This window comes from Streptomyces sp. NPDC051976 (assembly GCF_040680795.1).
Lineage (GTDB): Bacteria > Actinomycetota > Actinomycetes > Streptomycetales > Streptomycetaceae > Actinacidiphila.
On sequence record NZ_JBFAXL010000072.1, the window covers coordinates 16,130 to 37,739 of the forward strand.

A 21,610-nucleotide genomic window follows, 5' to 3' on the forward strand; every position below is an offset into this window, starting at 1 on the left:
CTTGCAGATGTAATCGATAACGATCTCGGCGTACACCTTGCGTCACGGCTCGCCACCTCTAGCCTCCGTGCATGGCATTTCTCTCAAGTCGCCGCAGACGGGCACGTATCGCCTTGGAGCTCGACGATGCTGCCCTCAGCCGGCTGCTGAAGTCCCTCCAGGCGACGACAAGTACGGGCGCGATCGCGACGACGGACCTTTGCATGGCCCAGATATCCCGTCTCCTGGACCAGAGCCGAACCGACTGGGACCGCCGCACCCACCAGCTCTCCGTGCTGGCGTACCGTCTGTCCGAATCACACGGGCCCCGCGCTTGGGCCACTCGTGAGCCGCGCAACGCGAGCGCGCTCGTCCTCTCCGCATGGGCGCAGCTCGAACGCGGACGCTCCCGGGGGCGTCTGGAGGACGCGGCCGGCATCGCCGACAGCTGTCTGCGCGCCGCCGAACTGGCGCCGGAGGACCCCACTCCCTGGGTGGTCCTGTTGGGTCTGTCACGGCTGGAGCGCCGCAGCCAGCCGGAGGTGTTCGGACTGTGGAACGAGGTACTGAATCGCGACCGCTGGAACCGCGAGGCGTACCTGAGCATGCTGCGCTATCTGGGACCGGACGAAATGGGATCGCGCTTCCAGGCACTGGACTTCGTCGACGCGGTCCGCGCCGGCACACCCGCGAACGCACCCTGCGCGGCCACCGAGCTCACCGACCACGTTGTGCAGTACCACTCCGTCCTCACCCGGGGCGGAGTCGAGGCGCTGATGGCACGCAACCGCTGGTCCCACGCATCGGCCGCCCAGGCCCTCGACCGTGCGGCTCACACCTGGGCCCGGCCCGGGTTCTTCCACCACGCGGCGGCCCTCGCCGACCTGAACTTGCTGGCCTACGCGCTGGCGGCCGCCGAGCGGCGCGGCGAGGCCCGTCCGGTCTTCGAGGCGATCAACGGCACGGTCGCGGCCTGGCCCTGGAGCGTCGGAGGCGACCCCGTGTCCGAGTTCGAGAAGGCGCGGATCCGGAGCGGGACCGGCGTGTGAATTTCGGGGCCCCCTCGGCAAGGCGGCCGGACAGCTCTTGACGGCAGAAAAACGTGAGAGGGGGCCCGGCATCTGCCATGCCCCCTGCCACGAGTCGCCAGGGGGGACGTCAACCACGGATGATGTTCCCGGCCTTGGGGATCCTTCTGACCATGGGCGACGTCGAACGTGACGTCACGAGGCCGCTGACCGTCCTGCGTCCCTCGAGCTCGCCGGGGGTGCCGGCAGGAGTCGAGTAGTGGCATCTTCCGTTGCCGGGAGACACCCGGCGCCGTTCTCCCCTGCATCGGCCGCTACCGCGGACTGCCATGCTGTGGCACGACCAGACCAAGGTCGACAACGAGGGCATCCGCATCCCCCGAGCAACGTGTACCAGCGTCTGGACGCCCGCCGAACCGAGACACGCCAGCTCTTCGAAAAGCGCTTCGGCCGCATTCCAGCGGCTGTCGAACGTTCCCGGCCGGCCTTGTTCCCTTCCCGATCCGCCACCCCAATGACCGGCGGCCGATGCCCTACGGACACGTCAACGCCGCCGTGCTGGACTCCTCCGGGACCGCGCATCCGCTGGGCACGTGGTCCAACGCCGACGGCGCGCCCGGCTTCACGTTGCGCACCTTCGACCTACCCGGCGTACGCCGGGCAGACCGTCACGCTGCGCTTGTCCGGGACGGAGGACTCCTCGCTCCAGACGTCGTTCGTCATCGACGACGCGTGGCTGAGAACCAGCTGAGCACCCGTTCGCGTACCGGCTGAGCTGTCGGCGCGGCCCCTGCCGTCACAGGCGCTCCCGCCCCCGGGTGTCCGGGGTGGGGGCCGCGCTGGTCCCGTAGCGCTTCACGAAGTACGCCCGCAGCTCGTGCACCAGCGGCTCGATCGCCTGCGCCGCGTAGTGGCTCGTCTCCCACCCGGCATACAGCGAGATCCGCAGCGGACCGTCGTCGGTGACGATCGGCAGTGAGCGCAGCTCGTACCGCGGGTCGTCGGACACCACCGCGACGCCGTGGCCCGCGGCGGCCAGCGCCTGCGCGATCTGCGGGATCGATGTCTCGAAGGCCGCCGTGCAGTGCACGCCGGCCCGCTGCACGGCGTGGTCGAACAGCCGGCGGGTGCCGTGCTCCGGCGTCAGCAGCAGCAGCGGCTGCGTCACCAGCTCCTCGATCCGCAGCCCGTCGTACGCCTCCCAGGCGTGCCCGGGCGGCGGATACGCCAGCAGCGGCAGCCGGGCGATCTCTCCGCCCGCCAGGTGCTCCGGCGGCGGCACCGAGGAGATCGCCAGGTCCGCCCCCCGCCACAGCGCCGCGTAGGCGTCGGCGGGGGGCACCTCCTCGACGGTGAGCATCGGCGCATCCGCCCGCATCTGCGCGATGAACGGGGCGATCACGTCGGCGATCGTGGTCACCGGCGCGGCCAGCGCGATCTTCCCGACCTCGCCGCCGGCCAGCGCCGCCGCTGCCTCCCGCGCGGCGTCGCAGCGCGCGGTCAGGTCCCGCGCGACCGGCAGGAACTGGCGCCCGGCCGGCGTCAGCCGCAGCCGGCCCGCGGTGTGGTCGAACAGCCGCAGCCCCAGCTCGCCCTCCAGCCTGCGGACCTGCCGCGACAGAGACGGCTGGGCGACGAACAGCGCCTCCGCGGCCCGCGTCGTGGAGCCGTGGTCGACAACTGCCACGAAGTACCGCAAGTGCCTAATTTCCACCTATGCCTCCGAGGCATGTGTTGGAACGCGAATGGGCATTGGACGACATGGTGGGTGGCCAGCAAGATAAGCGCAACCCAACAGCAGAGCGGCGGCACCGGCCCGCAAGCGGCTGGATCTCCGAGGAGCCCGATATGTCCTTGCGCAACGCCAGAGCCTCGAGCTGTACCCTGACCCTGATCCTCGGTCTGGGCCTGATATCCGCCTCCGCCTGCAGCAGCTCCACGGGGTCGCACTCCACCCGGTCGGCCATTCTGAAGGTCGCGACCACCGCCGACGTCACCACCTGGGACCCGGTGAAGTCGTTCTCCACCGAGGTCTTCTACCTGGCCAACGTCTACGAGCCGCTGCTGTGGAAGAACCCCGCAGGCTCCGCCCAGCCCTACCGGCCGGCGCTGGCCACCTCGTGGCAGGCAAGCGCCGACAAGCTGACCTGGACTTTCCGCCTGCGCACCGGCGTCACCTTCCACGACGGCGAACCGCTGACCGCAGCCGCCGTCAAGGCGTCCGTCGAGGCCGCCAAGGACCACGGCGGCGCGAGCTTCATCTGGGCGCCGCTGAAGAGTGTCGAGACCCCCGACGAGCACACCGTCGTGATGAGGCTCAGCCACGCCGCGCCGATGGACCTGATCGCCTCCAGCATGTACGGGGCGTGGATCGTCAGCCCCAAGGCGCTGGCCGCCGCCAAGGCCGACCCGAAGTACTTCGACCCGGGCAAGGACGGCGGCACCGGACCGTACACGATCGCGCAGTACACCTCGGGCCAGCGCGTCGTGCTCAAGAAGTACGCGGGCTACTGGGGCGGCTGGAAGAAGGACTCCTACACCACCGTCGTCAACACCATCACCCCGGAGTCCGTGGTCCAGCAGCAGATGCTCACCAGCGGCCAGGCGGACCTGGCCAGCAGCCTGCCGCTGGACAACATCGACCAGTTCAAGAAGGACAAGCGCTTCACCGTCAGCACCTGCAAGACCGCCTCGGACTACGTCGGCTTCTTCAACACCACCCGCAAGCCGCTAGACGACGTCCGGGTCCGGCAGGCGCTGTCGTACGCGATCCCGTACCAGGACATCATCACCGTCGGCGCGCACGGCTTCGGCACGCAGTCGCGCGGCCCGGTCCCGCAGGGCGTCTTCCCGTACTCCGACAGCACCCCCCAGTACCACCAGGACCTCGCCAAGGCCAAGGACCTGCTCGCGGCGGCCGGCCACCCCGGCGGCAGGGGCCTTAAGCTGAACGTGACCTACGCCGCGGAGAACCAGGCCCAGGTCCGCTTCGCGCCGCTGATCAAGGACGCCTTCGCCAAGATCGGCGTCACCGCCAACGTCCAGGCGCTGCTGTTCAACCAGCAGTGGGACCGCGCGAAGTCCGACCCGAAATCCGCGCAGGACATCTTCCTGCTGCTGTACTGGCCGACCTACTCCGACGCCGGCTCGGACAACCTCTACTCGCTGTTCCACTCCAGCGACAAGCCGTCCTTCAACCTCAGCTACTGGAAGGACAGCGCGTACGACAAGTTGCTCGACGACGCCGGGACCTACACCGCGACCGACAACGCCAAGGCGATGAGTGAGTACGGCCAGGCTCTGAACCGCCTGTACGACCAGGCGCCGGGCTTCTTCCTCTACGACGTGGCGAACCCGCTGGTCGTGCCGAAGACCGTGAAGGGCGTGACCTGCAATCAGGACTACTCCTTCAACTACTTCTTCCACGACCTGACCCGCGCGGGGGCCTGAGCATGCGGCGCTTCCTGTTCCGCAGGGCGGTGGCGGCGGCCGCCGTCCTGCTCGGGACCACGGTCGTCACCTTCGTGCTGGCCCGCGTGGTGCCCGCAGACCCGGCCGTCGCCTACCTCGGCCCGAAGGCCCGGCCCGAGCAGATCGCCCGGATCCGCCACCAGCTGGGCCTGGACCAGTCGCTCCCGGTGCAGTACGCGCACTACCTCAGTGGACTGGTGCGCGGCGACTGGGGCATCTCGATCGGCACCAAGCAGCCCGTCACCTCCGAGGTCTTCGGACGGCTTCCGGCCACCCTGGAACTGCTGACCGCCGCTATGGCCGTAGCGCTCGTGCTCGGCATCGCGCTCGGCGTGATCGCCGCGGTGCGGCGGCAGCGGCTGGCCGACCACGTCATCCGGGTGCTGGCCATCGGCGGCGTGTCGATGCCGGCTTTCTGGCTCGGACTGCTGCTCCAGGTCACCGTGTTCGGGCAGCTCGGCCTGTTCGCGCTGACCGGGCGCAACGACCCGGACCTGGAGTTCACCGACCCGATCCAGAAGATCACCGGCTTCAACCTGGTCGACGCGCTGCTCACCGGCAATGCCGCCGGGTTCACCGACACCCTCAACCACCTGGTGCTGCCCGCGCTGACGCTGGCCGCCTACCCCATCGGCGTCATCGCCCGGATGACCCGCGCCTCGATGATCGAGGTGCTGGCCGCCGACCACATCCGCGCCGCGCGCGCCTACGGGCTGCGTGAGCGGATGACGGTCGGCCGGATCGCACTGCGCGGCGCGCTGCCGCCGGTCGCCACCGTCGCGGGCCTGACCCTGGCCTACTCGCTGACCGGAGCGTTCTTCGTGGAAGTGGTCTTCAACTGGCCCGGCCTCGGGCAGTTCGCGGCGACCGCGCTGCTCAACGCTGACTACCCGGCGATCATGGGCGTCACGGTCCTCGGGGCCGCCGCCTACATCCTGGTCAACCTTGCCGTGGACATCGTGCAGGCCCGGCTCGACCCGAGAGTGAGGCTCACATGACGCTCCTCGCCGGAACCACCGGCCCGCTCGACACCGTCCGCACCGCGGACACCCCCGCGCCCACCCGGCTGCGCCGGATCGCCACCGCGGTGCTGCGGGACCGGCTCGCGCTGGTCGGCGTGGTCCTGGTCGGCGCGCTGGTCGTCCTCGCCGTCTTCGGGCCCTGGCTCGCACCCTTCCCCGACCAGGGCCGCGGCGTCGCCGACGTGGCGCACCGCAACCTCGCGCCCGGCACCGGCGGCCACCTGCTCGGCACCGACCCGCTCGGCCGCGACGTGCTGTCGCGGATCATCATCGGCGCCCGGCCCGCGCTGCTGACGCCGCTGCTGGTGGTGGCCCTCGCGGTCGCCGTCGGCGTCCCGCTCGGCCTGCTCGCCGGCTACCGCGGCGGGCGGCTGGACGAGGCCGTCATGCGGATCGCCGACATGTTCCTGGCGTTCCCGCCGCTGCTGCTCGCCATGGTCATCGCGGCGGTACTCGGGCCCAGCCTGATGCACGCCGGGATCGCCCTCGCCATCGCCTGGTGGCCCTGGTACACCCGGCTCGCCCGGGGCCTTACCGCCGGGCTGCGGGATCGGCCGTTCGTCGACGGCGCGAGGGCACTGGGCCTTTCCGACACCACCATCCTGGCCCGCCACGTGCTGCCGAACGCCGCCGCGCCGATCGTCGTCCAGGCAAGCATCGACATCGGCACGGTGATCCTCGCCTCCGGGTCGCTTGCCTTCCTCGGCGTCGGCGCGCAGGCGCCCACGCCGGACTGGGGACTGATGGTCTCCGACGGGCGTAGCTACGTGCTGTCGCAGTGGTGGCTGTCCGCGCTGCCCGGCGCGGCGATCTTCCTGGCCGTGCTCGCCTTCAACGTCCTCGGCGACGCGCTGCGCGACATCCTCGACCCCAGGGCGGTGACCCGATGACGCTGCTGACCGTCGAAGACCTGACGATCGAGTTCCCGCGGCCCGGTGGCCGGTCCGGCGGTGCGACCCGGCCGGTGCGCGGCGTCACGCTCACCGTCGAACCCGGGCAGACCCTCGGCGTCGTCGGCGAGACCGGCTGCGGCAAGACCCTCACAGGCCTCGCCGTGCTCGGACTGCTGCCGCCCGCCGCCCTGGCCCGCGGCAGCATCCGGCTGGACGGCCGCGAGCTGCTCGGCGCGCCGCCGTCGCAACTGCGCGCGGTACGCGGCGCCGCGATCGCCATGGTCTTCCAGAACCCGGCGACCGCCTTCGACCCGGTCCGCACCCTGCGCACCCAGTTCGAGCGCGTCATCCGGCGGCACCGCGGCGGTTCGCGCGAGCAGGCCAGGGCCCGCGCCGCGAAACTGCTCGCCGAGGTCGAACTGCACGACACCGACCGGGTGCTCGGCAGCTACCCGCACCAGCTGTCCGGCGGCATGCTGCAACGCGCGATGATCGCGCTGGCGCTGTCCTGCGAGCCACGGCTGATCATCGCCGACGAGGCCACCAGCGCGCTCGACGTGACCGTCGCCCAGCAGGTCAGGCGGCTGCTGCTGCGGCTCCAGCACACGCACGGCTTCGGGGTGCTGTTCATCACGCACAACCTCGGCGAGGCCCGCGACCTGTGCGACCGCGTCGCCGTGCTGTACGCGGGCGAGGTGGTCGAGACCGGGCCGGTCGAGGACGTGTTCACCGCCCCCGCGCACCCGTACACCAAGGCGCTGCTGGCCGCGGTGCCCACCGTGGACGACGACGGCGCGCCGCTGGCCTCGCTGCCCGGCGAGGTCCCGGCCGACGTGCTGGCCGTCACCGGCTGCGTCTTCGCCAACCGCTGTCCGCGGGCCGCCGCACAGTGCCGCAGCACGCCGCCCGCGGCGCGCACGCTGCCCGGCGGCCGCAGTGCCCTCTGCCACTTCGCCGATCCGGAGGTCGCGGCGTGATCCCCGACACCCCCGACACCCCCGACACCCTTGACGTCTGCGGCGTCCCCGCTGTCCTGCGCGTGCAGGACCTGGTCGTCACGTACGCCCGGCACCGCGCGGTGGACGGCGTCGGCTTCCACATCGCGCCCGGCGAGTCGTACGCCGTCGTCGGCGAGTCCGGCTGCGGGAAGACGACGCTCGCCCGTACCGTGCTCGGCCTGCTCAGACCCGCGGCCGGCGAGATCGCGCTGGAAGGGGTCAGGCTCGACCGGGCCAAGGGCCGCGACCTGCGCGCGCTGCGACGCCGGGTGCAGATCGTCTTCCAGAACCCGTTCGCCGCGCTCAACCCCCGGATGACCGTGGCCCGGCTGGTGGACGAGCCGCTGCGGCTCGCGCAGCCGAACCTGACCGCGGCCGGCCGCGCCGAGGCCGTCTCGGCGCTGCTGGCGTCGGTCGGCCTGGCCGACCGGTTCCTCGGACGGCGGCCGCACGAGCTGTCCGGCGGCCAGTGCCAGCGCGTCGCGATCGCCCGGGCGCTCGCGATGGACCCGGTGCTGCTGGTGCTGGACGAGCCGACGTCGGCGCTGGACGTATCGGTCCAGGCGCAGGTGCTCAACCTGCTCGCCGACCTGCGGCAGCGCCGGGGCCTGGCCTACCTGCTGATCAGCCACGACCTCGGCGTCGTACGGCACCTGGCCGATCGGATCGGCGTCATGCGCGCCGGGCGGCTGGTCGAGGAGGGGCCGGCGCAGCAGGTGCTGCACGCGCCCGCGGCGGACTACACCCGGACGCTCATCGCTGCCGTGCCCGGCCGGGGGCGAGCCGCCCTGGTGGGCGGCGCGGAGGCGGGCGACGAGGCGGGGGGCGGTGCTGCGAGCGGCCGTGCTCCGGGCGGCGGCGCCCGGGCCGACCCGCCGGCCAAACCGGCGCCCGCACCCGCATCCGGCGCGGCGGTCGTACCCGCATCCGAACTCAGCGCACCGAGCAGCACAGGGAGTAGCCAGTGAGCCGCATCATCGGGATCGCCGCCGCGCAGGTGGCGCCGGTGCCCAACGACCCCGAGGCCACCCTCGCCAAGTTCGAGCGCGAGGTCCGCATGCTGGCCTCCTCGATGCCAGCCCTGGACCTGCTGGTCTTCCCCGAGTACTACCTGACGGGGATGGGCAGCTTCGACGCGCCGCCGCCGCCCGGCTACACCGACCGAGTCGCCGAGGAGATCCCCGGGCCGCTCACCGAGCGGCTGTGCGCACTGGCCGCCGAGACCGGCAAGTGGATCGTCCCCGGCACCATCGCCGAGCGCAACGGCGACCACCTGCACAACACCGCGCTGGCCATCTCGCCGGAGGGCGAGATCGTCGCGCGCTACCGCAAGCTGTTCCCCTGGATGCCGTACGAGCAGTCGGTGCCCGGCGACGAGCACGTGGTCTTCGACGTCCCCGGCATCGGCCGGTTCGGCCTGGCCATCTGCTACGACGGCTGGGTCCCGGAGATCATCAGGACGCTGGCCTGGATGGGCGCGGAGGTCATCCTCCAGCCCACATACACCCGCACCTCGGACCGCGCGCAGGAACTCGTCCTGGCCCGCGCCAACGCGATCACCAACCAGGTCTACGTCGTCAACCCCAACATCGGCGCGCTGTTCGGGACCGGCCGCTCGGTCGTCACCGACCCCGAGGGCCGCCTGATGGCCGAGGGCGGCACCGGAGAGGAGTTCCTCACGCTCTTCCTCGACCTCGACCTGGTCTCCACCGTCCGCGAGCACGGCACCGCGGGACTCAACGCCCTGTGGAAGCAACTGCGCGACGCCGCCCCGCCCTTCCCCCCCGCCCTGCTCGGCTACGACGCCGGCGCCGTGATGCGGGACCTCGGCCCCCTCCGCACCCCGACCGAGCCTGCCAAAACCCACTGACCGCAGCAGCGACTAGCCTCGCCGTTTCGGTTGGGGTGCGGCTGAGGGTTGGGTAGAAACGCAAAAGTGCCTTCCTGAGCTGGGACGATGGACCTTGTCTAGGGGTTCTGTCGTCGCCAGAGGAAGGCACTTTCTGCGTGAAGGATATCGGTACGCGGCCCCGGCTTGTGGTGTCCACTGACGGGTCGGGGGTGCTCGGGCACGCCGGAGCACGTCTGCTGGCGGATCTCGCCGAGGCGACCGGGCTGACGGCGGCGTATTCCACCGTGCTCCGGCCGCTTCGGCCGCGCGACACCGGCCATGGCCCAGGCCGGATCGCCACCGATCTCGCAGTGATGCTCGCCGACGGCGGCGAGGCGATCGCGGATCTGGCCGTTCTGCGGGACCAGCGTGAGGTGTTCGGTCCGGTGGCCTCCACGCCGACGGCTTGGCGGCCGCTGACCGCCGTCGACGAACGCATACTGGACCGCCTGCGGTCGGCCCGCGCCGCAGCCCGGGAGGCGGCCTGGCTGCAGGCCGCCGACACCCACACCAGGTTCTTCGGCACGATCTGGTGATCCACCCGCCCGGCGGGCACCCTCATCCGACCTGCGCGCTGGCTGGGGCCCGGGGCGGGTGCCGTTCATCCGGCGCTGCCTGGGCTTCGGTGGGTGGGCCTCCGTAGATCGGCGGCGCGGGTGCCAGCGGGCTGCAAATCGCTGCCAACGTGCAGGCGGGCTCCTGCTGTTCCGTTGGTCAGGGTGCGTTGGGGTTGTGCCGGTGTGGGCTGCGGTTTGTCGGTGCCGAGGGGGTGTGTCCAGTTAACGGCTGATCTTGGTTGTTGAGGTTCAGTTGTTGGCCGGGGTGAGCCGGCCCTCGAAGGCGATCTGGAAGGCGTTCAGGGGTGCTTTCCAGCGCATGGTCCAGCGTTTGCGGCCCTTGCCGGTCGGATCGAGGCTCATCAGGGCCATGTAGACGCATTTCAGGGCGGCTGCCTCGGTGGGGAAGTGCCCGCGGGCCCGGACGGCCTTGCGTATCCGCGCGTTGACTGACTCGATGGCGTTCGTCGAGCAGATGACCGTGCGGATCTCGACGTCGAAGGAGAGGAAGGGCACGAACTCGGCCCAGGCGTTCTCCCAGAGCCTGATGATCGCCGGGTACTTCTTCCCCCAGGCGTCCTGGAACTCTCCGAAGCGTTCGGCTGCGGCGCTTTCGTTCGGGGCGGTGTAGACGGGCTTGAGCGCCTTGGCGATCTTGTCCCAGTCCTGGCGGGCCGCATAGCGGAAGCTGTTGCGCAGGAGGTGGATGATGCATGTCTGCACGATGGTGCGGGGCCAGACGGTCTCGACCGCGTCGGGCAGGCCCTTGAGTCCGTCGCAGACCAGCATCAGCACGTCGTCCAGGCCGCGGTTCTTCAGCTCGGTGAAGACCTGCAGCCAGTACTTCGCGCCGTCGCCGCCGTCGCCGGCCCAGACGCCGAGGATGTCCCGGGTGCCCTCGGTCGTGACGGCCATGACGACGTAGATGGGCCGGTTGGCGACCTTCCCGTCCCGGATCTTGACGTTGATGGCGTCCACGAACAGGACGGGGTAAACGCGGTCGAGTGGCCGGTTGGACCATTCGGCCATCCCGTCCATGACCTGGTCGGTGATGGTGGAGATGGTCTGCCTGGAGACCTCGGCGCCGTAGATCTCGGCCAGGTGCGCGGAGATCTCCCCGTGGGTGAGGCCTTTCGCGGACAGAGACAGCACCATCTCGTCCACGCCCGTCAGACGACGCTGCCGCTTCCGCACGATCTGCGGCTCGAAGCTGCCCTCCACGTCCCGGGGCACCTTGACCTCGACCGGACCGACGTCGGTCAGCACGGTCTTGGACCGGCTGCCGTTGCGGCTGTTACCACTGTTCTTCCCCGCCGGATCGTGCTTGTCGTAACCGAGGTGATCGGTGATCTCGCCCTCCAGGGCGGACTCCAGCACCCGCTTGGTCAGCTGCTGCAGCAGCCCGCCGGCACCGGTCAGCTGCATGCCCTCGCTCCGGGCCCGGTCGACCAACATCTCGATCAACTGCTCGTCCGACGCGGCCACACCCACCGGTTCCGACACAGGCCCGTGCTCGGTTGTCATCTCACTCACTTGGCGTCTCCATGATCAACAGATCCGCCGTTTAGGAGTCCTAGCAAAATGATCGGCTGTTGCCTTGGAATGACAGGCTGTCAGTCGGTGTTGGGCCTGCATCCGATGGATCGGGGTGGGGTGTGGGGCAGCGTCGGCGGTGGGAGGTCGAGGATGGGCTGTGGGAGCGGATCGATCCGCTGTTGCCGGTGGTCGAACGCAGGCAGCGGTATCCGGGGCGTAGGCGGCTGGATGACCGGCGGGTGCTCAACGGGATCCTGTTTGTGCTCTACACGGGTATCCCGTGGGAGTTCCTGCCGCAGGAGCTGGGGTACGGCTCAGGGAGTACGTGCTGGCGTAGGCTGCGGGACTGGCAGGAGGCCGGAGTGTGGCAGGCCTTGCACGAGCTCCTGCTGGCCGAGTTACGGGCGGCCGGCCTGCTGGACTTCTCCCGGGCTGCTGTCGACGGTTCGCACCTGCGGGCGATGAAGGGCGGCACGAAGACGGGGCCGTCACCGGTGGACCGGGGACGGACGGGCAGCAAGCACCACGTGATCGTGGAGGCGCACGGCATCCCGCTCGCCGCCTCACTGACTGGCGGCAACCGCCACGATGTCACCCAGCTCATGCCCCTGGTCCATGCCGTGCCTCCGGTCCGGGGCAAGCGCGGGCGTCCCCGGCAGCGCCCCAAGGTGCTGTACGCCGACCGCGGCTACGACTATGACGTCTACCGCCGCGAGCTGCGAGAGGTGGGCATCCGCCCGGTCATCGCTCGCCGAGGGACCGAGCACGGCTCCGGCCTGGGCGTGCACCGCTGGGTCGTCGAAGCCGCCTTCGCGCTCCTGCACTGGTTCCGCCGCCTGCGCACCCGCTGGGAGATCCGCGAAGACGTCCACGAAGCCTTCCTCACTCTCGGCTGCGCCATCATCTGCTGGCGTCGCCTGAAGACTACCTTTGACTAGGGCCTGTCTGGGGGGCCTTGCGGCCGGTGGCCCTGGGTCCGTGGCGCTGCCGTAGTCTCCGTGGTCATGTTCGAGTGGTGGCATGTGCTCGCGGATGACGAACGGCAGCAATGGACTCTGGATCCGTTCGTGAGTGTGGGGCTGCTGGCGTTCGGTATGGGTCCCGACGAGACGTCGCAGGTCCTGGGTGGTGCCACCAGGGAAGCTCAGCGTCACAGGTTTCGCCGTCGTGCGGGCGAGACCGTCGACGCCGTCGAGGAGGGCGAGTACCGAGAATTCGGTTTGAAGCTCTACTACCGGGAGGAACGTCTGGCCGGCGTCGTGGTCGATGCGCTGCGAGGACCCCAAGTCTTCGTGGAGGGGGAAGCTCTGGTCGGCCGGGTCCCCTCCGTTCTGGAGCAGTGGATGATCGGCCGTGCCGAGGCCCGCGAGCCGCATTCGGAGCTCTCGTATCTGAACGCTGGAGTTCCTGGGTCGGAATCGCTGGGCGTCGTTCTGGATGTGCAGCGTGCAGGCGATCAGCTACTCACGCGACCGGTGTTCGTGCCCCGTGAGGCACTGGACGACCTCCCTCACTTCCTACCCCGAGAAGCGTGGTCGCGTTGCTGAGTGCCCATCGGGCAGACGGGGGTGACACCGCGGTCAGTCCGATGGACGGCAGCTGATCACGCCCGCAACCGGATGCGGATCGAAGCTGTCGACGCGGCATCATGGAAGGCGTCGGTACGTTTCTCCACATGAACTGACAGCTCGTCACTACAAGGCACAAGCAGTTCATTTTGCCAGGAGTTCTTATTAGACACTCCCAGATATGAGGCGAGGCGTTCGAGGATCTCGTCAGAGCATGGTGGTGAACCGGTCTGTAGCTCGATGACCAGCAGCTTTCAGGTGGTCGCGGCACAGCTCCTGTCCCTGGGAGACCGCTGCTGTCCAGCCTTCCGTGCGACGAGGGCAAGAGCCAACAGCGCCGCCTGGTGGATGGTGGACCGCTTGCCGAACTGACTATTCGTGCGATTCGACCTGGCGCCTCCGGCTTTCATGTGCGGGCTCCGAGAGCTGCTTGATCAGCTCTCGGAGCCCGCGCTGCTCGGTCGGTTGCGATTACTCGGGCGACGGCTGGGGGAGGTCCCTTCAGCTGATGTCAAACCGGTCGATGACCATGAAGGTGCCGGTGTTGCCCTTAGTCAGCGTCAGGGTGTGGTTGCCGAGCGGCAGGCCGTTGGCCTGGTACAGCGTCTGCTGGGCGTGTCTGGGTGTGGTGTTTGCGTCGCGGGTGCCTTGTGAGGTGCCGTCAAGGGAAACGTTGACGGTTCCTTCGTCGGTGTTTGTCTCGGTGAGGGCGGCGACGCCGGTGCCGTAGAAGGAGACGGTGACGCTGTCGCCGGTGGTGGTGGAATAGTGGACATCGTCGCGGTAGTCGCCGAAGCCCCGATTGCTTAGCGTGCTCCACGAGCCGTGGTACTGCAGCGCCGCGTTGTCGTCGTTGACGGTGCGGGTGACGTTGAAGCCGTCCAGGGTGGCAAATCCGCCGCTGCGCTTGATGATCTGGATGGTGTGACTGACCGTGGGGTCCAGGCCGCTTGTGCTCCAGATGGTCTGCTGGACCTGCCGGGAGGATGCGGAAGTGTCGACCGTCACGCCCGGTGACTGACTGTCGATTCTGATTTCAACGGTGCCCTGGTCGCTGTTCCTCTCGCCGATGACGCCGATGCCCGTGCCCGTGAAGGTGTAAGAGACTGAGTCGCCGTTGGCGGCGGCGGCGTGGATGCCGTCGTTGTAGTCGCCGACGCCGCGATTGCCCGAGGCGAACCAGGAGGAGCCGCTGTAGGCGATGGTGGGCTCGTCGTCGTCGATCCGGCCGGTCAGCGGCCGGTACTGCGCTGAGGGGCCGGCGCCGTTGATGATCTGCTGCGCGGCGGCGGGCCAGGCGCCGTCGGAGACGAGCGTGGGGGCGTTGTACGTGATGTTGGTGCCGTAGTTCAAGTAGTTCAGGCTGTCGGAGTAGTTGCTGCGGATGTTGTTGTCGTGGATCGTCGGGGTCCACATGAAGACCCAACGTCTCCCCCCGCTGAAGCCGACCACGTTGTCGTGGGTGTCCCAATAGGAGCTGCCCTCGTCGAGGTACAGCATGTGGCTCTGGTTCGAGTCGCCGTCGCACTCAGCGACGTAGTTCCCGGACAGAGTCGAGGTCATCTGGCCGTTGCCGCCGTCCTGTCCGCCGAGGGTGTAGATCGGGCCGCCGTCGAACATTGTGCGCATCACGTTGTGGACGAAATTGCCAGTGATCTGGTTGCCGCCGGCGTAGGTGCTGCCGTGCAGGCAAATAGACAGCCCCTGCTTGGCCTGGAGGGCGCAGCTCGACGCCCAGCCCCAGCCCCAGCCGAGGGAGACGCCGGAGTAGGGGGTGTAGCCGACATCGTTGTGGCTGATCGAGGCACTTCGGGTGTAGCCGGCCCAGATGCCGACCGCGTCGTGATAGTCCTGACCGACGTATCTGATGGTGTTGTCGGTGACGGTGTCGCCGGTGGTCATCAGATCGGTGCGTGTCTGGTAGTAGTCGTCGACCTCGCCGAGCGAGACCGCGTCTCCGGAGGTGTCGGTGACAATGCTGCCGGTGACATCGGAGTTCTGGGTGCCGTCGGCGAGGTCGACAGCGGTGCCCCCGAGGTGGGCGAAGGAGTCACGGGTGAAGCTGATGCCATTGCCGCGATGGACCTGGACTGCGGCGGGTATCTTCACCGGGGAGTGGGTCGTGGGGTCCCACAGCATGCCGGCCTGGTTGTCGATGTAGCCGGAGGTGGTGGGCTGGGTCCAGGTGCTGTAAGAGAAGTTGATGCCCTCGAAGCTGATGTTCCGCACGGGGAGGACGGCGTCCGGGATGACGGTGAAGCCGTCGATGAGCATGTACGTGCCGCCGTGTTTGGTCAGGACGACGGTGTGCGGTCCTTTGCTCAAGCCACCGACGCTGACGACCGCCTGCTGGGCCAGCCTCTCGCTGGCGCTGTTGGGGGTGACGGACGGCAGAGTCTGCTGCTGTGCGGTTCCCGGGTCGACTGTGACGTCGATCGTGCCTTCGTCACTGTGGTTCTCCGAGAGCACCTGCACGCCGGTGCCGGTGAAGGCGTAGCTGACCGTGTCGCCGTCCGTCTGTGCGTAGTGGACATCCCCGTTCAGGTCGCCGTAGGGGCGGGCGCTGGAAGTCTGCCAGGAGCCGGTGTAGGTCGCGTGCGAGTCGGTGTCGTTGACTGGGGCCAGATGCCCGGGAGTGCCGGAGACGTCCAGGAGTTGCTGGACGGCGGGCAGTTCGACGTCGGCTGTGGCCAGGTTCTCACCAGTGCGAGGGGTGTAGTAGAGGTAGCTGGCGCTGCTGTCCAGGTAGAACTGTCCGGGTTTGGTTAGCAGACCAGGGGCGTTCTCGATCCAGTCGACGTGATCGAGTTTCGGCAGGCTGGCCCCGTTCAGAGGGAATCCGGGGTTGGGGACGTGGGTGTTGTTGTTGTCGAAGCAAGCCGGGTCCACGTTGAGGCTGGATCCGCCGCTGCTGGTGGCGGTGATGCTCTCCAGGGGGCAGCGCATCGACTTCCACTGGTTGTCGGCGACGACCTCGATCTGGCTCTGATGTGTGAGCGAGGAGTATGAGCCGTCGCTGGTGATGAACGAGGAGCCCGACAATGCGAAGTCGGCGCGCTTGACGGCTGTGCCGGCGCGCTGCGCGCGGGTGCCGTTGACGAACAGTTGGCGGCTCTGGGTGCCTGCGGGGACGGGGGCGCGGTACTCGTTCTTGGCGGAGTCGAACAGGCTGAAGTCGGTGACCCTGGTTCCACCGCTGACCAGGGGAACTTCACCGGGATAGGCGGTCCAGTGGACGGTGTGCCCGCCGGTACCGGAGTCCTGCGGGCTGAAGTACAGCGGGCTGGTGACTCGGTATGTGCCGCCCCTCAAGTAGACGGTGATGTCTGAGGTCATCGAGCCGTTCTGGGAACGCACAGCGCTCTGCGCAGCCGTAAGGCTGCATGGAGCGGTGATCGAGCAGTCCATGCCGCCACCGTTCGGCGCGGCGTACAGAGCCTCGCCAGCGGCGGACGCTAGGGAAGCACCGAGCGACACGAGTCCGCCAGCCGCTAGGAGCGCCGAGCTGAAGAGAGCGAATAGAGAGCGGCCGAATTGATTCATCGGATGTACCTCCGTGGATCCGCCCCGTTTCCATCGAATGGTGGGTGATGGCGGCGGTGATGATGGTGTCAGAGGCTTGCATCCATCCGATGTCTCCGCAAGAGTTTCGACGGAATCGAGTCACAGCGGTAGACCGCGAACGCAGGTCCGTTGCCGGCAGGCGGTCACCGCCCATCGGGTTACGGGGCTGGACAGCACCGTAACCCGATGGGGCGGCGGCAGGCGGTTGAATCCGGGCCGGTGATCAGGCGCGGCCCGGGCCGTCGTAGATGTCGAGTTCGCCGGCGAGTTCGAGGGCCACGACGGTGGCATAGGGGTCGAGGTCGGTGGGGGAGGGAGCGTCGATCCACAGGACGCCAGGGATGTCTTCGTGGCCGCCAATGATGCGGTGGGGCAGTTGGCTGCCAGCGCCGACGACGGTGGCGACTGGGGTACGCAGGCCGCGCAGGGCGATGGATTCGCGGGGCGGGTCGAAGCAGATGAGGTACAGAGTCCGCCGGTCGGCTGAGAGGGTGCTAGGTAGTGGTGGCCGGGTGGCAGCCCGGCGACCGTGCCATGGACGGCAGCGGAGTGGGTGGCGATCCACCGGCCGAGCCCTTCGAGGCGGTCGACCTGCTCCTGCGGGATGGTGCCGTCCTCTCTGGGGCCGACGTCTAGGAGCAGGTTGCCGCCCATACCGATCGTCTCGGCGAAGTAGCGCACGAGCTGGCGCACCGACTTGTAGTTGGTGTCCTGGTGCCTGAAGCCCCATGAGTCGTTGATCGTCATGCACCGTTCCCAGGGCCCCTCAGGCGCCCGCATCGGCGGACCTGCTCGGGGTGGCGTAGTCCCCGTAACCCGGCAGCCGCGCGTTGAGGACCACTTCGGGGACGTGGGTAAGGATCAGCTCGCTCAGTTCGCGGATCCGCCACTGTTCCTCGGTGCGCTCCCAGTCGCCATCGAACCACAGCAGGTCGGGCCGGAACCGGGTGACGAGTTCGGTGATCTGGCCGTCCCGGTAGGCGAGGTAGCGTCGCCAGGCACCTGGGTCTTCCGGCTCCCCTTCTGCGGGCTCGCTGTAGGGGTGGTTGGCGTACTCCGACCGAGTGTGCTCCGGAGCGCGAATCGTGGGGTAGTCGCAGTGGGACCAGTCTGAGTGCGAGTAGTAGAGGCCGACCTTCAGTCCCCGATCGCGTACGGCGTCGACGTAGCCCGCAACCAGGTCTCGCGCGGCGGGGGAGGGTCCCACCATCGAGAGGTCCCCGTAGGCGGTGTCCCACAGGGAGACCCCGTCATGGTGGCGGGCAGTCAGCTCGGCGTAGCCGGCGCCCGCCCGGACGAACAGATCCGCCCACGCGCCGGGGTCGTACTTCTCCGCGATGAAGCCACCGAGCTGTGCCATGTACTGCTCGTAGGTCACCTCGCCGTTGTAGAACGACCAGGATTCGGTGACTCCGTCCACGGCGTAGATCCCCCAGTGGACGAAGATCCCGAGCTTCGCGTCGGGGAACCAGGGCTGTATGGGCATAACGGCGACTTCCTCTCATGCGGACAAAGCGATGGCTGGACAGGCGGAATCAAGGGCCTGGGCAGGGGCGGACGAGCGAGCGGACACGAGGGGCGCGTTGGGCCGGCCGGCCGCCGCACCCGGGGTGGTTACGCTCGCCAGCACGCCCCAGTCGCGCCTGCGGATTCAGCCGCCCCTCCACGTCCGGCCGGCTTACGGGAGCGGGGTGATCCGAAGGACGCGCGCCACCGGGTCGGCGGCTGCGGGAAGGCTGAAAACGGTGCCCTTCTGCCCGTCGGCGGTCGGCACGGGTTCGCCTGAGGCGAGGTCGACGACCTGGGCTTCGACGGGGAGACGCAAGTCGGTGATCACGATGTCACCGGTGGCGGGACCGAGCAGATGGGCGTAGAGGGCGTCGGGCGTTGTGGTGAAGCGGACCTGGAGGCCGTCCTGGGTGGTGGACTCGGCCGTTTTCCATGGGCGGGTGCCATACACCGCCTCGCCGTGGACGTCGAGCCAGCGTCCCAGTTCGCGCAGCGGGCGCTGCTGGAGCATAGGGATGCGGCCGCGGTCGTCGGGGGCGACACCCACCAGGAGGTTGCCGTTCTTGCTGACGACATCGAGGAGCAGATGGACGAGCTGGGTCCCGGTCAAGCAGTGTTCGGGGCCTTCCTGGCGGTTCCAGCCGAAGGAGAAACCGATCGGACGGCCCACCTCCCAGGGCCGGGCGTCCACTTCGTGACGGCGTGCGATGTTGGGCGTGGCCACGTCGTAGGCGCCCGACCAGAAACGGTCGTTGACGATTCCCTCGGGCACATCGGTGTAGTAGTCGCGGATCAGTTCCGCGGGGTCGCCGGGATAGCCCATGTCGTTCCACAGGATGTCCGGCTGATACCGCTCGATCAGCTCGCGCCAGTGGGCGTCGACGTAGCCGGCGTATTCAGGGCCGGGCGGGCAGCTCGTACGGACCTCTGCCGGCAAGGCGCCGATCGTGGCCGCCGCCTCCTCTGGGCCAGCAGGCACCTCTAGGCGCGAGACCGAGCCCCGACCGGGGGGCGACCACTGCTGGTCGCCGTACACAGCTACGCCGGCGGAGTGAGCGCCGCGGTCCTCCATCTCGCACAGCATCCCGGTCAGTAGCTCGCCGAGTCGTGAGTAGAGCCCCGGGTTGCGCAGGTGCAGCCCGAGGATCTCGCACATGTGTTGTCCCTTTCGGCGCTCAGAAGGCGGTCAGGTAGTGGTCGACCTCCCACGGAGTGACCGCAGAGTGCCAATCGAAGAACTCCGCCCGCTTGATGTCGGCGAAGTAGGTGGAGACGCTAATTCCGGGGGGAGGCAGACCCGTCGGTGATGGCCGCGTCGAGGACCTCCTTGACTAGTGCGTCGGCCTCGAGCTGTTCCACGGCGTGCAGGAGGGTCAGCGGGAAGGCGGGACGCATCTCGTCGAGCACTCCGACCTCACCTGGGTCGGCGCTGCGCTTGATGCCGTCGAGCCCGGCGCCCAGTGCGGCGGCCACGGCGAGGTACGGATTCGCCGACCCGTCACCCCCGCGAAGCTCAATGCGCTGCTGGTCGGGGACCCCAACATAGTGAGTTCGGTCGTTCCCGCCGTACGTGGGCTTCGCCGGCGCCCATGACGCTCCCGAGGTCGTGGACACGGCCCCGGTGCCCTTGTAGGAGTTGACGGTCGGTGCAATGAGTGCTTGCAGGGCGGCCGCATGGTCGAGGATTCCGCCGACGAAGGCGTACGCCGTTTCCGACAGCCCGAGACCGCGCGGGTCCTCGGCGCCGTTGCTCGGGAAGACCGGCGTGCCACCGCTGGTGAGGGAGAGGTGCAAATGCAGTCCGCTGCCGGTGCGGTCAGCGAAGGGCTTCGGCATGGAGGTGGCGATCATACCCCGCTCCCGGGCGGACCATGCTCAGGAGGTAGCGGAGCGTTACGACGCGATCCGCGGTAGTGAGGGCATCGGCGTACGTGAAGTTCTGCTCGAACTGCCCGTTGCCATCCTCATGATCGTTGGCGTAGTTCCCCCCAGCCGAGCGCGTTCATCGCCTGACTGATCGCTGCGAGGTGGTCGTACATGCGGGTCAGTCCCCGGGCGTCGTAGCAGGGCCGCGCAGCGTCGTCGTCGGTGTCGGCAGTGGCGAGGCTGCCGTCGGTGTTCCGGGTGAGGAGGAATACTCCACCTCCGCGCCGACCCAGGCCTCGAAACCCGAGCAGGCGGCCTGGGCAACGATCGCTTTGAGGATGTTGCGCGGCGCGAACGGCCACGGTTTGCCCTCAACGTGCGGGTCGCAGTGGACGATCGCCAACCCGTCCTTGATGAACGGGATAGGCGTGAAGAACGAGACGTCAGGGATCGCGACCAGATCGGGGTCCCTCGGCTCCTGGCCCATCGCGCCGACGGCGTACCCGGCGAAGCCGACGCCCTCGGACGCGAGTTCCTCCACCGCCTCGACCGGTACCAGCTTGGCGCACGGCTTGCCGCGCAGGTCGACGAAGAGCGCCAGGACGACAGGCCTCCCCGGCAAGCGACAACCCGACAGACCACAAACTCCCACGAAATCACCGGCACTACGCCTGACCAGCGAAGACTCAGCCCTCAAGCTCGGAACGACAACACCGACTAACCTTGGCGTCTATCCCTGCTGCTGTTTCAGGCGGACGTGTTCGGTGAGGGTTGCGACGCGTTTGACGGTTTTCCCGGGCTCATATCGTGGTGCTGGCCTGCGGTTTTGTGAGCCGGGCGGGCGTCCGGGGCCTGGTCGGGTGGGTTGGGGCACGGCTGCGGGGCGGGTGGGAGGCTGTCGCATGACTGTCCCCACCTGGGAGTCAAGAGCGATTCGATGTTCGGTTCCAGTCGTTGCGGGGACGTCGGAGTCTGGGCTGGTGGGGCGGAACTTCCTGCTGTGTGACCGCGAACGTGATCTTGAGATGCCGAAGAGTGCCCGGGAGTGGCTGCCGCCAGGGCACTTGTGTTGGAGAGTGCTCGAGGTGGTCGAGGGGCTCGATCTCTCGGCCTTCGAGGGTGGCTACCGTGCCGATGGTCAGGGCGGCGCCGGCTACCCGCCGGTGGTCCTGGTCACGCTGCTCTTCTACTGCTACAGCAAGGGCATACGCTCCTCGCGCGGCATCGAGCGGGCCTGCTGGGACGATCTGGGCTGCCGGATCATTACCGCGAACCGCGCCGTGGACCATTCCACCGTCGCGCGGTTCGTTCAGCGTCACCGCGACGCGTTGACGCAGCTGTTCGTGCAGGTGCTGGCTCTGTGTGGCAGTCGTGGGCTGGTCGATCTGTCGGCGGTCGCGGTGGACGGCTCACCAATGGACGCGAACGCCTCCCGTGACTCCAACAAGCAGCTGCACCGCCTTGAAGCTGTCATCGCCCGGTGCGAGGACGAGATCAGCGCACTCATGGACGACGCGTGCGACCATGCCCGGCTAGTCGAGACCGGCGACATCTGGGACGCCGGCAGCGAGCCACAGCGTGACGATTGGCCGAAGCTGTCACGCCTGTGTGATCTGCTCGCCCGGGCCCGCAAGGCCCGGGACCGGCTCTATGAGCGGGCCCTGCCGTCCGCCAAGGAGATAAGGATCAAGGTCGAGGCCGCAGAACGCATCGTGGCCCGCGCGGAGA

At 68.8% G+C, this 21,610-nt stretch carries 16 protein-coding genes and 4 pseudogenes; 11 read left to right on the top strand and 9 right to left on the bottom strand.

What is annotated here, in order from left to right; genetic code table 11:
• Positions 1 to 71 precede the first annotated feature (71 nt).
• Complete coding sequence (locus AB0M29_RS39580) at positions 72 to 1,028, top strand: hypothetical protein (protein WP_365391661.1); 957 nt, start codon at positions 72 to 74, stop codon at positions 1,026 to 1,028.
• 775 nt (positions 1,029 to 1,803) lie between these two features.
• Here the strand turns inward: AB0M29_RS39580 and AB0M29_RS39585 are convergent.
• The gene (locus AB0M29_RS39585) at positions 1,804 to 2,706 is read right to left on the bottom strand and encodes a LysR family transcriptional regulator (protein WP_365391662.1); all 903 of its coding nucleotides are present in this window, start codon (positions 2,704 to 2,706) and stop codon (positions 1,804 to 1,806) included.
• Positions 2,707 to 2,855: 149 nt separating this feature from the next.
• Here AB0M29_RS39585 and AB0M29_RS39590 point away from each other — a divergent pair, with 149 nt between their 5' ends.
• The 7 genes and pseudogenes from AB0M29_RS39590 to AB0M29_RS39620 form a co-directional block, all read left to right on the top strand.
• Entirely contained in the window at positions 2,856 to 4,457 is a 1,602-nt protein-coding gene (locus AB0M29_RS39590) for an ABC transporter substrate-binding protein (protein ID WP_365391663.1), read from the top strand.
• 2 nt (positions 4,458 to 4,459) lie between these two features.
• Positions 4,460 to 5,476 (top strand): ABC transporter permease, encoded by a 1,017-nt coding sequence (locus tag AB0M29_RS39595; protein ID WP_365391664.1) that lies wholly within the window; start codon positions 4,460 to 4,462, stop codon positions 5,474 to 5,476.
• Complete coding sequence (locus AB0M29_RS39600; protein ID WP_365391665.1) at positions 5,473 to 6,390, top strand: ABC transporter permease; 918 nt, start codon at positions 5,473 to 5,475, stop codon at positions 6,388 to 6,390. The genes AB0M29_RS39595 and AB0M29_RS39600 overlap by 4 nt, the downstream gene beginning before the upstream one ends.
• Positions 6,387 to 7,370, top strand: coding sequence for an ABC transporter ATP-binding protein (locus AB0M29_RS39605; RefSeq protein ID WP_365391666.1), 984 nt, complete (start codon positions 6,387 to 6,389; stop codon positions 7,368 to 7,370). The genes AB0M29_RS39600 and AB0M29_RS39605 overlap by 4 nt, the downstream gene beginning before the upstream one ends.
• Entirely contained in the window at positions 7,367 to 8,359 is a 993-nt protein-coding gene (locus tag AB0M29_RS39610; protein ID WP_365391667.1) for an ABC transporter ATP-binding protein, read from the top strand. The genes AB0M29_RS39605 and AB0M29_RS39610 overlap by 4 nt, the downstream gene beginning before the upstream one ends.
• The gene (locus AB0M29_RS39615) at positions 8,356 to 9,261 is read left to right on the top strand and encodes a carbon-nitrogen hydrolase family protein (RefSeq protein ID WP_365391668.1); all 906 of its coding nucleotides are present in this window, start codon (positions 8,356 to 8,358) and stop codon (positions 9,259 to 9,261) included. The genes AB0M29_RS39610 and AB0M29_RS39615 overlap by 4 nt, the downstream gene beginning before the upstream one ends.
• A 107-nt stretch (positions 9,262 to 9,368) precedes the next feature.
• Positions 9,369 to 9,791 (top strand): annotated as a pseudogene (locus AB0M29_RS39620) (transposase); the annotation flags it as partial.
• A 297-nt stretch (positions 9,792 to 10,088) separates the two neighbouring features.
• Here the strand turns inward: AB0M29_RS39620 and AB0M29_RS39625 are convergent.
• Entirely contained in the window at positions 10,089 to 11,294 is a 1,206-nt protein-coding gene (locus tag AB0M29_RS39625) for an IS256 family transposase (protein ID WP_365391676.1), read from the bottom strand.
• Positions 11,295 to 11,494: 200 nt separating this feature from the next.
• Between AB0M29_RS39625 and AB0M29_RS39630 the strand changes: the two genes are divergently transcribed.
• Entirely contained in the window at positions 11,495 to 12,313 is an 819-nt protein-coding gene (locus tag AB0M29_RS39630) for an IS5 family transposase (protein WP_365391669.1), read from the top strand.
• A 60-nt stretch (positions 12,314 to 12,373) separates the two neighbouring features.
• On the top strand, positions 12,374 to 12,922 hold the full coding sequence (locus AB0M29_RS39635; protein ID WP_365391670.1) for a hypothetical protein: 549 nt from the start codon (positions 12,374 to 12,376) through the stop codon (positions 12,920 to 12,922).
• Positions 12,923 to 13,444: 522 nt separating this feature from the next.
• Here the strand turns inward: AB0M29_RS39635 and AB0M29_RS39640 are convergent.
• The 7 genes and pseudogenes from AB0M29_RS39640 to AB0M29_RS39670 form a co-directional block, all read right to left on the bottom strand.
• Positions 13,445 to 16,279, bottom strand: a complete 2,835-nt coding sequence (locus AB0M29_RS39640) for a hypothetical protein (protein ID WP_365391671.1) — start codon at positions 16,277 to 16,279, stop codon at positions 13,445 to 13,447.
• 451 nt (positions 16,280 to 16,730) lie between these two features.
• Positions 16,731 to 17,993 (bottom strand): annotated as a pseudogene (locus tag AB0M29_RS39645) (alpha-L-fucosidase).
• Positions 17,994 to 18,185: 192 nt separating this feature from the next.
• Positions 18,186 to 19,172 carry an alpha-L-fucosidase gene (locus AB0M29_RS39650; protein WP_365391672.1) on the bottom strand — a complete coding sequence of 329 codons (987 nt, stop codon included), beginning with the start codon at positions 19,170 to 19,172 and terminating at the stop codon, positions 18,186 to 18,188.
• A gap of 119 nt (positions 19,173 to 19,291) precedes the next feature.
• On the bottom strand, positions 19,292 to 19,867 hold the full coding sequence (locus AB0M29_RS39655) for a hypothetical protein (RefSeq protein WP_365391673.1): 576 nt from the start codon (positions 19,865 to 19,867) through the stop codon (positions 19,292 to 19,294).
• Positions 19,833 to 19,937: pseudogene (locus AB0M29_RS39660) on the bottom strand (hypothetical protein); the annotation flags it as partial. The pseudogene AB0M29_RS39660 and the gene AB0M29_RS39655, both read right to left, overlap by 35 nt.
• A 123-nt stretch (positions 19,938 to 20,060) precedes the next feature.
• The gene (locus AB0M29_RS39665; RefSeq protein ID WP_365391674.1) at positions 20,061 to 20,504 is read right to left on the bottom strand and encodes a hypothetical protein; all 444 of its coding nucleotides are present in this window, start codon (positions 20,502 to 20,504) and stop codon (positions 20,061 to 20,063) included.
• A gap of 108 nt (positions 20,505 to 20,612) precedes the next feature.
• A pseudogene (locus tag AB0M29_RS39670) lies at positions 20,613 to 20,765 on the bottom strand (transposase); the annotation flags it as partial.
• Between the two features lie 193 nt (positions 20,766 to 20,958).
• Between AB0M29_RS39670 and AB0M29_RS39675 the strand changes: the two are divergent.
• A partial coding sequence (locus AB0M29_RS39675; RefSeq protein ID WP_365391675.1) for a transposase occupies positions 20,959 to 21,610 on the top strand: 652 nt, incomplete at its 3' end.

Bases quoted from the DNA above. Each gene is read 5' to 3' on its own strand.
- AB0M29_RS39580 (WP_365391661.1), top strand. From the start codon at position 72: ATGGCATTTCTCTCAAGTCGCCGCAGACGGGCACGTATCGCCTTGGAG.
- AB0M29_RS39590 (WP_365391663.1), top strand. From the start codon at position 2,856: ATGTCCTTGCGCAACGCCAGAGCCTCGAGCTGTACCCTGACCCTGATC.
- AB0M29_RS39595 (WP_365391664.1), top strand. From the start codon at position 4,460: ATGCGGCGCTTCCTGTTCCGCAGGGCGGTGGCGGCGGCCGCCGTCCTG.
- AB0M29_RS39600 (WP_365391665.1), top strand. From the start codon at position 5,473: ATGACGCTCCTCGCCGGAACCACCGGCCCGCTCGACACCGTCCGCACC.
- AB0M29_RS39605 (WP_365391666.1), top strand. From the start codon at position 6,387: ATGACGCTGCTGACCGTCGAAGACCTGACGATCGAGTTCCCGCGGCCC.
- AB0M29_RS39625 (WP_365391676.1), bottom strand. From the start codon at position 11,294: ATGTTGGTCGACCGGGCCCGGAGCGAGGGCATGCAGCTGACCGGTGCC.
- AB0M29_RS39640 (WP_365391671.1), bottom strand. From the start codon at position 16,279: ATGACCTCAGACATCACCGTCTACTTGAGGGGCGGCACATACCGAGTC.
- AB0M29_RS39650 (WP_365391672.1), bottom strand. From the start codon at position 19,172: ATGTGCGAGATCCTCGGGCTGCACCTGCGCAACCCGGGGCTCTACTCA.
- AB0M29_RS39655 (WP_365391673.1), bottom strand. From the start codon at position 19,867: ATGATCGCCACCTCCATGCCGAAGCCCTTCGCTGACCGCACCGGCAGC.